This window comes from Aeromonas sp. CD (genome assembly GCF_033349375.1).
GTDB classification, from domain to species: domain Bacteria; phylum Pseudomonadota; class Gammaproteobacteria; order Enterobacterales; family Aeromonadaceae; genus Aeromonas; species Aeromonas hydrophila.
The window spans coordinates 1,990,911-2,006,333 of the sequence record NZ_CP137631.1; the positions used below are offsets into that span (position 1 = coordinate 1,990,911).

A 15,423-nucleotide genomic window follows, 5' to 3' on the forward strand; every position below is an offset into this window, starting at 1 on the left:
GCAGCGCAGAAAATTTAACTACAGGAATCAGTGCAGGAGTAACTGTGGACGATTTTAACCAGCAACTTTCCCTGGTGGTGCTCAACAGCGAACAGCTCGACGGCAGCCAGCAGGTGCAGTACCGCTTCGACGAGATGGGGGGGACCCTGGGGGCCTCCGAACAGGATGACTGGCAACTGCGCGACAGGCTGGGGGCCGTCATGCCCGCCCACGCCCGCATCGAGCTCAACGACGGTCGCTTCTGCCTGTGCGATCTGAGCGGCCAGACCTATATCAACGGGGCCACTTCGCCCATTGGGCGGGCCCGCAAGGTGCATCTGGAACAGGGGGACGAGCTCGTGGTCGGCCCGTTCCGGCTGCGCGCCTATCTGGGGGCCATCACCCCCGAGCAGAGCCTGCAACAGGTGCTGGGCAATCGCCCCACCGAGCAGCTCGACGAGTGGCTGACCAGCGATGAGCCCGCTGCGCCCGCAGACGATCCGCGCACCCTGGCGGCCGATCCCTTGCTGGCATTGCAGCAGGAGCGCAGGGCGCCCAATCCGTTGATGGATGGCCCGTTGGCGGACGGTCGTCTGCAGGCCTCATTGCGTTCACAACCGGATGTGGACGTTCCCCCTCTTGCCCCTTTTTCTGCTGTCGAGAACACCATGAACCAAGAATTTCTGGATATGCCCGCCATCGAGAACCACCCCGATTATCAGCTGTCGCTGGACGGCGTCGATCACGTGGCCCTGACCCCGCTGATGCGCGGCCTGGGTCAACCCTTGCAACTGCAGGACACCCAGCAGGCCCACGACATGCTCGAAGAGATGGGCAAGACGGTGCGAGCCATGGTGGAGGGGTTGCTGCAGCTGCAAAACGAACAGGCCGCGCTGGCGGACAAGCACCTGCGCCCCATCGAGGACAACCCGCTGCGCCTGGGCCTCGATTATGACGAGACCCTGGCGGTGCTGTTTGCCGAGCAGAAGAGCCCGGTCCACCTGAGCGCGCCGGCGGCGGTGGCCGAGAGCCTGCACAACGTGCGCATCCATCACGTGGCGAATCAGCAGGCCATCGGCGCGGCGCTCGACAGCATCCTGCAGGCGTTTTCGCCGCAGGCCCTGCTGGGTCGGTTCGAGCAATACCGCCGCAGCGGTGCACCGGGCACGGCCGACGAAGGCTGGGCCTGGGACATGTATCAGCACTACTACCGCGAGCTCACCTCCGCCCGTCAGCAGGGGTTCGACAAGCTGTTCCACCAGGTGTATGCCCAGGCCTATGACCAGGCCGTGCGTCAGCAACAGGGACTGATTTGATGATACGTGCGCTGATGCTGGGCGCCGCGCTGCTGGCCCTGGCAGGTTGTACCACCATGGGCAAGATGGCCGACGTGGCCATGAACCCGGATATCCAGGTGGGCAGCAATGACAGTCAACCGACGACCCTGGGGCTGAGCCTGCTGGCGGAGCCTGACGTCAACCCCAACGAGAGCGGGGAGGCGGCGCCCATCGAGTTTCAGGTGGTGTTGCTGGCGGAGGATTCCAAGTTGCTTGCCACCGACTACGACCAGGTGACCGTGGACGTGGAGAAGGCCCTTGGCAAGAACTACCTGGATCATCAGGACTACACCCTGCTGCCGGGCCAGTTCAAATACCTGCCCCCCATCAAGCTCGACGAGAAGACCCGTTACATCGGGGTGATCGCACGCTACGCCGACCCCGACAGCGCCGAGTGGCGCAAGGTCATCAAGATCAAGAGCAAGGGAACGGCTTATCAAATCCTGGTGCACCTGCGCCTGGATGAAGTGGAACTGCAAAAAGAAGAAGAATAACCATGTCGAGTCGAAATCGGGTTATCTGGCGTGAGGGGCTGTTCATCAAGCCCCAGCACTTCCAGCAACAACAAAGACATTCGGATTACGCGCTGCACGCTCGCCTGAGCGCGCTGTCCGATTATTTCTATGGCTTGCAGTCGCTCGCCATCAACGAGGATTACCTGGGTTTTGGTCGCATCGCCCTGGTGGGGGCCACCGGCATCCTGCCGGACGGTACCGTGTTCAACATCCCCAATGACGATGTGCTGCCGACCCCGCTGGAAGTCACCGATGCCTCGGTGGCCAACCAGAAGGTCTATCTGGCGCTGCCGCTCTCGGTGAGCGGCGTCAACGAGGTCAATCAGGGCGGCCAGGTGGCCACCCGGTTGCAGGCCCATCGCCACGACGTGCGCGATCTGCACAGCGAAGGGGGGGACGTGGTCTCCCTTGAAGTGGGGCGGGTCAGCCTGCGGCTGATGCTGGAGCGCGAGGATCGCAGTGCTTATGCATCATTGGCCATCGCCCGCATTCTGGACAAGCGTCCGGACGGCGGCCTGGTGCTGGATCCCAACTTTATGCCCTGCAGCATCAGCGTCTCCGCCATCCCGACCCTCAAGCGCTTCCTCGGCGAGTCGGCCGGGTTGGTCGCCGAGCGGGCCCGCAGTCTCTCCCAGCGCATCGCCGCGCCGGGTCAGCAGGGGGTGGCCGACGTGGCCGAGTTCATGATGCTGCAACTGCTCAACCGGGCCCAGCCCCAGCTCTCCCATCTGGCGCGCCTTGGCACCCTGCACCCCGAGCGGCTGCACGAGGCGCTGGTGCAGCTCTGCGGCGAGCTGATGACCTTTACCGACGAGTCCCGCCTGCCGCCCGAGTTCCCCGCCTATCGCCACGACGATCAGCAGGTGAGCTTCGAGCCGGTGATGCTGGCCCTGCGCCAGGCGCTCAGCACAGTGCTGTCGCCGCGCGCCGTCTCCATCCAGCTGCGCAAGCACCAGTACGGCATCATGGTGGCCATGGTCAACGAGAGCGAGCTGATGACCAGCGCCGACTTCGTGCTGGCGGTGCGTGCTCGCATGCCGCAGGAGCAGCTGCGCAAGCAGTTGCTCCAGCAGACCAAGGTGGCCTCCAGCGACAAGATCCGCGAGCTTATCAGCCTGCAGCTGCCCGGCATTCCGCTGCTGCCGCTGCCGGTGGCGCCGCGCCAGCTGCCCTATCACGCCGGTTACAGCTACTTCCAGCTCGACCGGCAGAGCCCGGCCTGGAAGATGCTGGCGGTGGGCAACACCCTCGCCTTCCACATCGCCGGCGACTTCCCCGAGCTCGACATGCAGCTCTGGGCCATTCGCAGCCAGTGATCGCACCAAGGAATAAGCAGAGATGACCACGGACATTATCAAGAACGAGCAACTCAGCGACCTGCTGTTCGATCATGCCGAGCAGCTGGACATGGATTCGGACTACTGGTTCCGCCTGCGTGGCCAGAGCATCAACCCGATGATCGATGCGGTGACCCCCTTGCTGGGATTGGTGCAGCGGGTGCGCCTGCTGTCGCGCTACGACCGGGTGCCCGAGCTCTACCAGCGGGTGGTGACCGAGATCCAGGCCATCGAACAGGAGCTGATGGCTCAGGGCTACGAGAACGGGGTGGTGCTGTCGTTTCGCTACATCCTCTGCACCTTCATCGACGAGGCCGTGATGGGCCGCGACTGGGGCAGTCAAAGCGAATGGTCCGAGCACTCCCTGCTGACCCGCTTTCACAACGAGACCTGGGGCGGCGAGAAGGTGTTCGTGCTGCTGGCCCGTCTGCAGGAAGACCCGGTGCGTTATCGCGACATTCTGGAGTTCATCTACCTCTGTCTGTGCCTCGGTTTCGAGGGGCGTTACAAGGTGATGAGCAAGGGACAAGGCGAGTTCGAGCGCATCGTGCGCCAGCTGCACAAGCAGTTGGCCCCCGAGGCCGGCGGCGAGGCGCCCAGCGTGTTTCACCTCGATCTGGGCCAGCAGGCCTCCCGCTATCAGCTGCGCAAGCAGGTATCCCTGCGCAGCCTGTTCATGGGCGGTGCGCTGATCCTGGCGCTGATCTTTGGCCTCTATCACCACCAACTCAATAACCAGACCCAGGACGTGCTGCGTCAACTGGGCGAATTATTAAAATAAATACTTAAGGAGAGCACGCCTTGATTCGTATAGAGCTACCGGTACTGGTGGAAAGACTCAACCCCATCTGCCGTCACATGCTGGAGGAGGCTGCGGCCCTCTGCGTCAATCACCAGGGAGCCGAGATCCGCATCGAGCATCTGCTGCTGAAGATGCTGGAGACCCCGCTGAGCGACGTGCGCCAGATCCTGAAGGTGGCCGAGGTGGAGGTGGAAGAGCTCAAGACCCTGCTGCAACCTTCCGCTGCCGACGGCAGCTATGGCCAGGGTTACCCCTCCTTCTCGCCCATGCTGGTGGAGTGGCTGCAAGACAGCTGGCTGCTCGCCTCCGCCGAGCTGCAACATGCCCAGCTGCGCAGCGGCGTCATGCTGCTGGTGCTGCTGATGACCCCGCAGCGCTACCTGCCGGGCTCGGTGACCCGCCTGCTTGCCAAGGTCAATCGCGAGCTGCTGCGCCAGCAGTTCGACGAGTGGGTCAAGGAGTCTGCCGAGACGCAAGTGACCACCGCCCCCGGCGGCAAGACGGCCCAGGCCGCTCTGCCGGCCGATGCCAGCCTGCTGGCCCGCTTTACCGTCAACGTGACCGAACAGGCCCGCCAGGGCAGCCTGGATCCCGTGCTCTGCCGGGATCACGAAATCGACCTGATGATCGACATCCTCTCCCGTCGTCGCAAGAACAACCCCATCGTGGTGGGGGAGGCCGGTGTCGGCAAGAGCGCCCTCATCGAGGGGCTGGCCCTGCGCATGGTGGCGGGTCAGGTGCCCGAGAAGCTGCGCGGGGTCGAGCTGATGACCCTGGATCTCGGTGCCATGCAGGCCGGCGCCTCGGTCAAGGGGGAGTTCGAGAAACGCTTCAAGGGGGTGATGCAGGAGGTCAAGGACGCCGTGCAGCCGGTCATCCTGTTCATCGACGAGGCGCACACCCTGATCGGGGCCGGCAACCAGGCCGGCGGGCTGGATGTTTCCAACCTCATCAAGCCGGCGCTGGCCCGGGGCGAGCTGCGCACCATCGCCGCCACCACCTGGGGCGAGTACAAGAAATACGTGGAAAAAGACGCGGCCCTGTCGCGCCGCTTCCAGCTGGTGAAGGTCGGTGAACCCAATGCCGACGAGGCCACCGTGATCCTGCGCGGCCTGCGCAGCATCTACGAGAAGGCCCACGGGGTGCTGATCGACGAGGAGGCGCTGCAGGCGGCCGCCCAGCTCTCCGCCCGTTACATCTCCGGCCGTCAGCTGCCGGACAAGGCTATTGACGTGCTCGATACCGCCTGTGCCCGGGTGGCCATCAACCTCACCACCCCGCCGCGCGCGGTCAGCCACCTGCAAAATGCGCTGCGCCAGCGCGAGCTGGAGATCCGCCAGCTGGAGCGCCAGAGCCTGATCGGTCTCGGTGACAACGCAGAACGCCTGGCCGAGTTGCAGGGGGCCCAGCAGGCTTGCCGTGAAGAACTGACCGAGCAGGAGGCCCGGTGGCAGCAACAGCAGGGGTTGGTACACCAGATTGTCGAGCTGCGCGCGGCGCTGCTGGCCGACCAGCAGGATGAGATGCTGGCCAGAGAGGCGCTGGATCTCGCCGATGCGCCGCTCGATCCGCAAGCCGCTGCCGAGCAGCTGGCCACCCTCGAGCGCGAGTTGGCCGAGCTGCAGCAAGGAGAAGTGCTGGTCTCCGCCCACGTCGACAAGACCCAGATTGCCGCCGTCATCGCCGAGTGGACCGGGGTGCCCCTCAATCGCATCTCCCAGGGGGAGCTGGACGTGGTGACCCGCTTGCCGGAGTACCTCGGCGAGCTTATCAAGGGGCAGGATGTGGCGGTGGCCCACCTGCACAAGCACCTGCTGACCGCTCGCGCCGACCTGCGTCGTCCCGGCCGCCCGCTCGGCGCCTTCCTGCTGGTGGGGCCGAGCGGGGTCGGCAAGACCGAAACCGTGCTGCAGATTGCCGAGCTGATGTTCGGTGGCCGCCAGTATCTGACCACCATCAACATGTCCGAGTATCAGGAGAAACACACCGTCTCGCGCCTGATCGGCTCGCCGCCCGGCTACGTCGGTTTCGGTGAAGGGGGCGTGCTGACCGAGGCGATTCGGCAGAAGCCTTACTCCGTGGTGCTGCTGGACGAGGTGGAGAAGGCCCACCCGGACGTGCTCAATCTCTTCTATCAGGCGTTCGACAAGGGCGAGCTGGCGGACGGGGAAGGGCGCATCATCGACTGCAAGAACGTGGTCTTCTTCCTCACCTCCAACCTCGGTTTCCAGACCATCGTCGATCATGCCGAGCAGCCTGACGTGCTGCTGGATGCCCTCTATCCGGAGCTCGCCGCTTTCTTCAAACCGGCGTTGCTGGCGCGCATGGAGGTGATCCCCTATCTGCCGCTGGGCCACGATACCCTGGTACAGATCGTGGGCGGCAAGCTCAACCGGCTGGTCAAGCTGCTCAAGGAGCGCTTCGGCGCCGAGGTGGTGCTGGACGACGAGGTGGCCGAGGAGATCCTGCTGCGGGCCAATCGCAGCGAGAACGGTGCCCGCATGCTCGAATCCGTCATCGACGGTGCCCTGTTGCCGCCGGTCTCCCTGCAGCTGCTACAGCGCCTCTCGGCCGGTGAACCCATCAAGCGCGTCCACTTTTCCGTGGCCGATCACCAGTTCGTGGCCGAGGTGGGGGCTTGAGTATGGAGCAAGCCCTCGCATTTGCCCTGGCCCTCACCGCCCAGCGCGATGAGCCGCACCTGTGCCACTGGTGGAGCTCGACCGTCCATGCCAGCTTCCAGCCCAGAGGGCTGCTGCTCGGCATGCTGGATGTGAGTGGCCGCCAGCTGGAGTGCCAAGGCTGGGTCAGGGGGAAGGAAGTGGCGCTGGGGCTGGCGGTGGACGATTTTTCCCACCCGCTTGCCTATGTGCTGCACAAGGCCCAGTCCCGCACCTGGGACTCCCTCTACGGTGGTGCCCGCATCGAGCACGCCGGTTTTCGCGCACTGCTGGCCAACCTTGGCCAGCAGTGCGGGCTGCATGCGTATCCGCTGCTGGATGGCAACGGCAAGCCGTTTGCCGTGCTGGCCCTGATGGATGAAGGGGAGGTGCTGCGGGCCTGGGCCGACGGCCCCGAGCTGGCCCAGCTCTCCCAGGTCTTTTGCAACCAGCTCACCCTCATTCGCGATCTCGGTCGCAGCCGGCGGGATCAGGGGGTACTGCGCGACTCCCTGCGCCAGATGAAGGGGGAGGGGGAGCGGCTGCGCCAGCACGAGAAACTGCTCGGCGATCAGCTGGTCGGCCAGTCGGCGGTGATCCGCGGGCTGCGCGAGCAGATCAATCAGGCTGGCCAGCACAAGCTGACCGTGCTGATCCAGGGGGAGACCGGCAGCGGCAAGGAGGTGGTGGCTAGGCTGGTGCACCAGTGTTCCGATCGCGCCAACAAGCCGTTTGTCGCCATCAACTGCGCCGCCATCCCGGAGAACCTCATCGAGAGCGAGCTGTTCGGTTACCAGAAGGGGGCCTTCTCCGGCGCCCTTGCCAACAAGACCGGGCTGGTGGCCCAGGCCAATGGCGGCACCCTGTTTCTGGACGAGGTGGGTGACATGCCCGCCGCCATGCAGGCCAAGCTGCTGCGGGTGCTGGAAACCCGCAGTTACCGGCCGCTCGGGGCCGAGCAGGAGTATCACTCCGATTTTCGCCTCATCGCCGCCACCCATCAGCCGCTCACCCGCCATGTGGAGGAGGGGCAGTTTCGGGCCGACCTCTACCACCGCCTCTGCCAGTGCCTGCTGCTGATCGCCCCCCTGCGCGAACACATGGATGACGTGCCGCTGCTGTGCCAGCACTTCATGGCCCAGTTTGCCGCCCAGGATGGCAAGACCCTGGTGGGGCTGCAGCGCAAGTTCTTGAAACAGCTGCAGACCTATGACTTCCCCGGCAACGTGCGCGAGCTGCGCAACCTGCTGGAGGTGGCCTGTGCCCATACCCGTCACGGGGAGGAGGTGGGGCTGGAGGCGCTGCCGCCGGAGCTGCGCGAGCGGGTCAGCGCCCTGCTGCCCGGCACCATGGACGACTACAACCACATCCGCGATCTGCGCCGGGCCATGCAGCAGTACGAGGCCTCGGTCATCGAGGCGCGGCTGCGCCACTTCCAGGGCAATCGGATGCTGGTGGCTGAGAGCCTCAACATTCCCAAGCGCACCCTGGATCACAAGTGCCAGAAACTGGAGGTGAACTGATGAGCATCCTCGGCTTGTTACCGCTGCTGCTGGCCACCAGTGCGGCCGAGGTCCCGCTGGACATGGCGCGCTGGCAGGCCTGCCGGCAGGAGCCCTCGCCGCTGGTACGGCTCGCCTGCTACGACGCCATCGGCAATGGCGCGGCCAGTGCCGCCGAGGGGGCAGCCCCCAAGTCGGCGGCCTGGCAGGCCATCTGGGCCCAGGAGCAGGCCCGCACGCCAGCGAGCGCCCCCTTCCTGCTGCAGAGCGACGCCGGCCGTGGCAGTGAAACCCTGACTCGCCCGGCACTGCGTGGGGCGACCCTGGCCATCGGCTGCGTCGACAGCATCACCCATATCCGGCTGCGGTTGGATCAGCCTTGGAGCGGCGAGAAAGTGCAGGTCGAGCTGGATGGTCAACCGAGTGCCGGCTCCCAGAGCTGGTTTATCCGGGATCAGGGGTTGTTGCTGGAATATGGCCGCGGTCTGCCCGCCATCGAGGAGCTCAAGCGCTGGCAGGGCCATCGCGAGCTGCAGGTGCGGGCCGACAACGGCGCCCTTTTGCGGGTCGATTTGAGCGGCCTGAAAGAGGCGCTGGCACCGCTGCGTCAGCAGTGCCGCTGGTAGGAGGGGCGATGAGCTATCAACACCCCTGGTGTGCACGCCTGCTCACCAGCCTGCCGGATGAACAGATAAGAGGCGCTGTGCTGGCCGATGAGCCGCGCTGGGACTATGTGGAGACCGAGCTGGTCAAGCTGGGATCCCTCGCTCACAGCCAGGTGGATCTCAATGCGGTGGCCGAGGCGTGCCTCGGCTTGCTGGAGAGCCGCACCAAGGACATGCGGGTGCTGGCCCAGCTGCTGCGCTGCCTGCAGCATCCGGCCAAGGCAACTCCCCTGGGGGCGGCGATCAGTCTGCTGGAGGCCTGGATCCAGGCTTACTGGTTGCTGGCCTGGCCCGGCAATGCCAGCCAGAAGCAGCGGCTGATGGTGCAGATCGTCAAGCGCTTCGAAGGGGCCCTGCCGCGTGCTTGCGAGAGCGCTTCGGCGGCCGAGCTGGCCCAACTGCTGGCCCAGGCCGAGCAGCTGGAGCGGGTCTGGCTGGCGCAGTGTCCCGACAAGGGGGAGCTGCTCGCCCCGCTGGTGATGGGTCTGAAGCGGGCCCAGCGCCAGCAGGTGGCACAGGCCGAGGCCAATGCGGCAGGGCAGCTCCAGAGCAGCGGCGCTGCGGCAGCGGGCTCCCCGGCCTCGGTGGCGTCGACCGCCAGCAGCGCCGGCGCCATGGTGCTCAGCGGCGGTGGCGGCAGTGCCGCCGTCGACGTCGACAGTTCCAACGATCGCGCTTGGCGCCAGACCCAGCTCAAGGTGGCGGAACTCCTGATCGAGCGTCAGCCGGAGGCTGCAGTGGGCTATCGGCTGCGCCGTCACGCCGTCTGGGCCGGGATCACGGCGGTTCCCATGAGTGGGGCGGGCAATAAAACCCCGTTGGCGCCCATGTCGGCAGACATGGTGGATGAGTACCGCGCTGCCATGAACGCCCCCGATCAGGGGCTCTGGCAGCGCATCGAGCAGAGTCTGACTCTGGCGCCCTACTGGTTCGAAGGGCACAGGCTCTCGGCCGAGGTGGCCCAGAAGCTCGGCTTTGGGGCGGTAGCCCAGGCGATCGCCGAGGAGCTCGGGACTTTTCTGCAGCGCCTGCCGGCCCTGCGGGAGCTTGCCTTTAGCGACGGTACGCCGTTTCTCTCCCCCGAGTGCAGCCGCTGGCTGCAACCGGCCAAGGGGAGCAGTGCGGGCAGTGGCGAGGCAGGGCTGGCCGAGGAGGTCGCCCAGCGCCACGGCGAGCAGGGGGTCGCGGCGGCGCTCGCCCTGCTCGATGAGCGGATTGCGCAGTTGAAAGAGCCAAGAGATCGCTTCCACGCCTTGCTGGTGCAGGCGGAGCTGTTGGCGCAGGAAGGCATGGAGGCGCTTGCGCGCCAGCACTATCAACACTTGTGGCAAGAGGCCAGTCGCCTCGGGTTGTCGCACTGGGAGCCCGGGCTGGTCAACCGCCTGGAGAGCCTGGCGGCGCCGTTGTCGAAATGAATGCCGAAATGAGTCATTGAGTCGGAGTTGGATCACATTTTATGTTCAAAACCATTTTTACTTTTCTGCGGCAACAGCTGCCGAAATTGAAACCCTCCTGGCCCCTGCTCGGTGCTGTACTCTGGGTGCTGGCTCTCATCCTGGTGTGGTGGCTGGGCCCTCGTCTCGAGGTGCGCGGCGCCAAACCGTTCGAGCCGCTGTGGGGGCGGGTGGTGTTCACCCTGCTCTGGCTCTGGTTGCTGCTGGGAGTGGTCTCCTGGCGAGTGTGGCGCAAGATGCAGCAGCTCAAGGCCGAGCGCCAGCACGAGGTGGTGCTGGAGCAGGACCCGGTCAAGGGGCTCATCGACAGGCAGGCGCTGTTCCTCGATCGCTGGCTGCAGGCGTTGAATACCCATCTGGGCAAGGGGGCGCTCTACGCCATGCCCTGGTATCTGGTGCTGGGGCTGCCCGGCAGCGGCAAGAGCAGCCTGATCCACCGCGCCAACCCGGCCAACAAGCTCAACCCGAGACTCGATACCGAACTGCGCGACGTGGCACAGGATCAGCTGGTGGATTGCTGGCTGGGGGAACAGGCGGTGATGCTGGATCCCGCCGGGGTGCTGCTCTCCCAAAGCGAGGCCGAATTGGATCTGCAGGCCCGCAAGCATGAGCGGCTCTGGCTGCACCTGCTTGGCTGGCTCAATGAACACCGTCGTCGCCAGCCCCTCAACGGCCTGGTGCTGACCGTGGATCTGGCCTGGCTCTCCCACGCCAGCGTGGCCGAACGCAAGGCCTATGCCCAGCTGATGCGCTCGCGCCTGCAGGAGGTGTCGGCCACCATGAATACCCGGTTGCCGCTCTATGTCACCTTCACCAAGCTCGATCTGCTGCGCGGCTTTGACGTGATCTACCAGCAGCTCGACAAGGAGGCCCGTGAGGCCGTGCTGGGGGTGACCTTCAAGCCGGGTGCCGACTGGCAACAGGATCTGGCCCTGTTCTGGGATCAGTGGGTGGACAACCTCAACCAGAATCTGCCCGAACTGATGCTGAGCCGGCTCGATGCCGCCCAGCGCAACGCGCTGTTCTCGTTCGTGCGCCAGCTGGCGGGCCTCAAGGATTACGTGACCAGCCTGCTGGCCGAGACCCTGGCCATCGAGGAGAGCAAGCCGCTGCTGGTGCGCGGGGTCTATGTCAGCTCCGTCTATCAGCAAGGGGTGCCGTTCGATGCGTTTGCCCAGGCGGCCTCCCGTCGCTACAACCTGCCAGAGCCCATCCACTCGGCCCTGCGTGGGGAGTCCAACACCTATTTCGTGCGCCAGCTGTTCTCCTCCATCATCTTCCCGGAGGCCCATCTGGCGGGTGAAAACCGGCTGCATACCCTCTATCGCCGGCGCCGCATGGCCATCGGCCTCAGCTGCCTGTCGCTCTTCTCGGCCGCCCTCATCGGTGGCTGGCACTACTTCTACCGGGTCAACGAGGAGGCGGGCCGCAACGTATTGACCAAGGCTCAGGCCTTCATGGAGACCAACGAGGTGGCCGACGCCCACGCCTTCGGCGTGAGTCAGCTGCCGCGCCTCAATCTTATTCGCGAGGCGACCCTCTCCTTTGGCAACTACCGTGAGCGGATGCCTCTGGTGGCCGACCTCGGCCTCTATCAGGGGGACGAGATCGGTCCTTATGTGGAGGGCTCCTACCTGCAACTGTTGAGCCTGCGCTTCCTGCCGGCTCAGATGCAGGGGTTGCTTGCCGATCTCAACCAGGCGCCTGCCGGCAGTGAGGAGAAGCTTGCCATCCTGCGGGTGATGCGGATGCTGGACGATGCGTCCGGTCGCAACAAGGAGCTGGTGGCGCAGTACATGGCGAGCCGCTGGCAGAAGGCCTTCCCAGGGCAGGGGGCGGTGCAGGAGCAACTGATGGGGCACCTGGACTATGCCCTCGATCACACCAACTGGTATGGCGCCAGGGCCGAGCGGGATCAGGCCGCCATCACCGCCTTCGTGCCGTTCAAGGAGCCGGTCTACGGTGCCCAGCGCGAGCTCGGCAAGCTGCCCATGTATCAGCGGGTCTACCAGAATCTGGTGGTGAAGGCCGGTGATGTGTTGCCGCCGGATCTCAACGTGCGTGACGAGGTGGGCCCCACTTTCGACACCGTGTTTGCCCTGCGCAGCGACAACGCCGGCCAGGTGCCGCGCCTGCTCACCTGGCCCGGTTTCAACGACTTCTTCCTCAAGCAAGACAAGGCGCTTATCGATCTCACCGCGATGGATGCCTGGGTACTGGGCCAGCGCAAGCTGAGTCAGTTGAGCGAGGCGGATCGCAAGGAGATCACCCGTCAGGTCAACGACCGTTACGTCACCGATTACGTCAACCAGTGGCAAAAACTGCTGACCAACCTGGACGTGCAGACCCTGGAGAGCCCGGAGCAGGCGCTGGACGTGCTCGCCGCCATCACCGGCAACGATCAGCCGTTCCAGCGGGTACTGGCCTCGCTGGATGACAACACCCGCATTCGCAAGATCTCCGACGTGGAAGGGGACCCGGCCCAGGCCATCAGCGCCCGCATCGGTCGCCCCTTTATGGCCACTAATGGAGTATTGGCTGGACGTGGTGAGCAGGGACCGCTCATTCAAGAGGTCAACCAGAAGCTGGTGGAGCTGCAGCACTACCTGGAGCTCATCGTCAACGCCACCGAACCGGGTCAGTCCGCCTTGAAAGCGGTGCAGCTGCGCATGACCAACAAGTACGCGGATCCGGTGTTCGCGTTGCAGCAATATGCCCGCAGTCTGCCGGCCCCGCTCGATCGCTGGGTGGGTCAACTCTCCGAGCAGAGCTCGCGACTGGTGATTGACCTGGCCATGTCCTCCCTCAATCAGGAGTGGCAGGACAAGGTGCTGGCCCCCTTCAACAGCCAGCTGGCTGGTCGTTATCCGTTTGATCCGAGCTCGAACAAGGACGTGCCCCTCTCCGAGATGGAGCGCTTCTTCGCACCCAATGGGACGCTGGACAGCTTCTATCAGGTCAACCTCAAGCCCATGGTGGAGAGCGGCCTGATGGAAGGGGAGTTCAGCTCGCCCATCCAGGCCGAGCTGGTCAAGCAGCTGGACCGTGCGGCCCGCATCCGTCAGATCTTCTTCAGCCAGCAGGGCAACCTGGAGGTGCAGTTCGCCCTCGAGCCCATCGAACTCACCGCCAACAAGCGGCGCAGCGTGCTGAACCTGGATGGCCAGCTGCTGGAATACGCCCACGGCCGTCGTACCAAGATCCCGCTGGTGTGGCCCAACACCATGCGCGACGGGGCCGAGAGCAAGATCACCCTGGTGCCGGCCGCCCGCGAGCGTTCACCGCGCAGCGAAGGCTTCGTCGGCCCCTGGGCCATGTTCCGCCTGATGGACAAGGGGGAGCTGACCCAGGTCAATGACGCCACTTTCGATGTGCGCTTCCCGGTGGATCAGGGGGCCATGACCTATCGCGTCTACACCGACAGCGCGCAAAACCCCTTCACCGGCGGCCTGTTCAGCCAGTTCAGACTGCCCGAATCCCTCTATTGATCGCGTCGGGGGCACGCTGTGCCCCCTTCCTGCGTTGGAAGTCCATATGTCACAGAATCAACAAGGTCAGCAGGCCCTGAAAGTGGGGCGCGACCCCAGGATGTTGCCGGAGTACGAGGCGCTGCGGGCCGAGATCAACAAGCTCAGCCACGCTTCGCGCCCCGAAGTGGACTGGCAGCGGATCCATCAGCTCGCCAGCCTTATCTTCGAAAAACACGGGGTGGATCTGCAGACCGCCATCTACTTCACCCTGGCCCGTTCGCGTCTGCAGGGGCTGAGCGGTTTTACCGAAGGGTGCGAGTTTCTCGCCAACCTCATCGTCACCCAGTGGGAGAGCTTCTGGCCGCCGGTCCATCAGGAGCGGGCCCGCATCGAGATGCTTGACTGGTTCATCGCCCGTATCAGCGACGTCATTCGCCAGTACCAGATCAGCCACGAGGACAAGCGGCTGATCTATCGCTGCGAGCGGGCGCTGCAGCTCATCAGCGAGAAGCTGCACAACGCGGATCTGAGCCGCATTCCCCGGGTCGAGAATCTGGTGCACTTCATAGAGGGGTATACCCACCTCTTTGACGAGACCGAGATCGTCATCGTCTCCGACGAGCCGGGCCTCAAGGAGGATCTGCAGATCCCGCCCATGGTGTTCTTCAAGTCCGACCTGGAGAGTGACCATGGCGGCACGGTCTCGACGTCGACCCCGCACCTGCCCCAGGGCAGCATTCTGGTGGGGCGCGAGAAGGGGCAGGTCAAGCCCACCGTGCTGAAGATTGAGCAGCACCGCCGGCAGCGTCCGGCCTGGTTCTGGTTTGGCTGCGGCCTGCTCAGCTGCGCCCTGCCGGTGATGGGCTGGCTCGGCTGGCAGCAGCATCAGCAGGAGAAAACCGTGGCGGCCCAGCGTCTGGTGCAGCCGGCCGCCGAGCTGCCCCGAGCCCTCAGCTATGACGACATTCGCCAGGCCCGCATCGTATTGGGGGAGCAGACCCTGCAGAACATGGAAAGCGATCTGGTGGCTCGCTACCAGAACCAGTTGACCCGGCTCGAGCAGACGTCGCCGCTCTACTGGTATCGCTACGGCGAGGGGCTGCGCAACTCGCTTTTGATGCTCTATCCCGACTCGCTGGCGGTCAAGGCGCTGGACAAGCAGTGGCAGACGCAGCTTGGCGGTCAGCAGGGGGATGTCATCAGCGTGCCCACCTACCTGGATGCCCGCGCCGGGGTGGATGCCCTGCTCGATCAGCTGCTGGAGCTGGAGCGCCAGCGCAAGACGGTGACCATCTCCTACCTCAAGTCCCAGCTCTATGAAGTACAGAAGAACCTGATGCAGAACATCCCGTTCAGTCTGCGCCTCGGCGAGCTGGAGGCGAGAAAAGCCTCCCAGGAGCCCATCACGGCTGCCGAGCTCAAAAGCCTGGAAAATGATCTGAAAGCGCTCAACATCCGCCTCTATCAGCTGCAACAGGGCGTTTCCGGTAGCTGAACGTGCTGCCATGAGCAAGAAGTTGCGCAGGCTGTAGTTAGTTTGACTGGCAAGGCAAGGTTTGCCGGGAAACTTGCCCTGTCTTGCGCAATGGATTGCAGCAGATTTGTCAGGCTCAACGAGATTTAATCGTAATTAGCTGATTTTTAATGTGATTGTTTGCGACTTTACCATGGCATGGAGGCTGCTGGGTCGCCGTTCCAACTG

At 64.6% G+C, this 15,423-nt stretch carries 10 protein-coding genes; all 10 read left to right on the top strand.

Annotation, left to right across the window (positions count from 1 at the left end):
• The first annotated feature begins 44 nt into the window (after positions 1 to 44).
• Genes tagH through R2E40_RS09385 form a run of 10 tightly spaced genes read left to right on the top strand, consistent with a single transcriptional unit; the run spans position 45 to position 15,216 of the window.
• Complete coding sequence (tagH, locus tag R2E40_RS09340; RefSeq protein ID WP_106552307.1) at positions 45 to 1,295, top strand: type VI secretion system-associated FHA domain protein TagH; 1,251 nt, start codon at positions 45 to 47, stop codon at positions 1,293 to 1,295.
• On the top strand, positions 1,295 to 1,810 hold the full coding sequence (gene tssJ / locus R2E40_RS09345; protein WP_318165295.1) for a type VI secretion system lipoprotein TssJ: 516 nt from the start codon (positions 1,295 to 1,297) through the stop codon (positions 1,808 to 1,810). The genes tagH and tssJ overlap by 1 nt, the downstream gene beginning before the upstream one ends.
• 2 nt (positions 1,811 to 1,812) lie before the next feature.
• Entirely contained in the window at positions 1,813 to 3,147 is a 1,335-nt protein-coding gene (gene tssK, locus R2E40_RS09350; RefSeq protein WP_318165296.1) for a type VI secretion system baseplate subunit TssK, read from the top strand.
• A gap of 22 nt (positions 3,148 to 3,169) precedes the next feature.
• Complete coding sequence (gene icmH / locus R2E40_RS09355; RefSeq protein ID WP_010634228.1) at positions 3,170 to 3,949, top strand: type IVB secretion system protein IcmH/DotU; 780 nt, start codon at positions 3,170 to 3,172, stop codon at positions 3,947 to 3,949.
• Positions 3,950 to 3,969: 20 nt separating this feature from the next.
• Positions 3,970 to 6,612: a type VI secretion system ATPase TssH gene (gene tssH / locus R2E40_RS09360; RefSeq protein ID WP_318165297.1), complete on the top strand. Its 2,643-nt coding sequence runs from the start codon at positions 3,970 to 3,972 to the stop codon at positions 6,610 to 6,612.
• A gap of 2 nt (positions 6,613 to 6,614) precedes the next feature.
• A complete protein-coding gene (vasH, locus tag R2E40_RS09365; protein ID WP_318165298.1) occupies positions 6,615 to 8,153 on the top strand; it encodes a sigma-54-dependent transcriptional regulator VasH in 1,539 nt (512 codons plus the stop codon).
• The gene (vasI, locus tag R2E40_RS09370; protein ID WP_318165299.1) at positions 8,153 to 8,758 is read left to right on the top strand and encodes a type VI secretion system-associated protein VasI; all 606 of its coding nucleotides are present in this window, start codon (positions 8,153 to 8,155) and stop codon (positions 8,756 to 8,758) included. Before vasH ends, vasI begins: the two co-directional genes overlap by 1 nt.
• Positions 8,759 to 8,766: 8 nt before the next feature.
• Positions 8,767 to 10,212 carry a type VI secretion system protein TssA gene (tssA, locus tag R2E40_RS09375; RefSeq protein WP_318165300.1) on the top strand — a complete coding sequence of 482 codons (1,446 nt, stop codon included), beginning with the start codon at positions 8,767 to 8,769 and terminating at the stop codon, positions 10,210 to 10,212.
• 41 nt (positions 10,213 to 10,253) lie between these two features.
• A complete protein-coding gene (gene tssM / locus R2E40_RS09380; RefSeq protein WP_318165301.1) occupies positions 10,254 to 13,739 on the top strand; it encodes a type VI secretion system membrane subunit TssM in 3,486 nt (1,161 codons plus the stop codon).
• Positions 13,740 to 13,785: 46 nt separating this feature from the next.
• Positions 13,786 to 15,216, top strand: coding sequence for a VasL domain-containing protein (locus R2E40_RS09385; protein WP_318165302.1), 1,431 nt, complete (start codon positions 13,786 to 13,788; stop codon positions 15,214 to 15,216).
• The last annotated feature ends 207 nt before the right edge of the window (positions 15,217 to 15,423 follow it).

Excerpts from the sequence above, each read along its gene's own strand:
- tssJ (WP_318165295.1), top strand. The coding sequence starts at position 1,295 with ATGATACGTGCGCTGATGCTGGGCGCCGCGCTGCTGGCCCTGGCAGGT.
- tssK (WP_318165296.1), top strand. The coding sequence starts at position 1,813 with ATGTCGAGTCGAAATCGGGTTATCTGGCGTGAGGGGCTGTTCATCAAG.
- icmH (WP_010634228.1), top strand. The coding sequence starts at position 3,170 with ATGACCACGGACATTATCAAGAACGAGCAACTCAGCGACCTGCTGTTC.
- vasH (WP_318165298.1), top strand. The coding sequence starts at position 6,615 with ATGGAGCAAGCCCTCGCATTTGCCCTGGCCCTCACCGCCCAGCGCGAT.
- vasI (WP_318165299.1), top strand. The coding sequence starts at position 8,153 with ATGAGCATCCTCGGCTTGTTACCGCTGCTGCTGGCCACCAGTGCGGCC.
- tssA (WP_318165300.1), top strand. The coding sequence starts at position 8,767 with ATGAGCTATCAACACCCCTGGTGTGCACGCCTGCTCACCAGCCTGCCG.
- tssM (WP_318165301.1), top strand. The coding sequence starts at position 10,254 with ATGTTCAAAACCATTTTTACTTTTCTGCGGCAACAGCTGCCGAAATTG.
- R2E40_RS09385 (WP_318165302.1), top strand. The coding sequence starts at position 13,786 with ATGTCACAGAATCAACAAGGTCAGCAGGCCCTGAAAGTGGGGCGCGAC.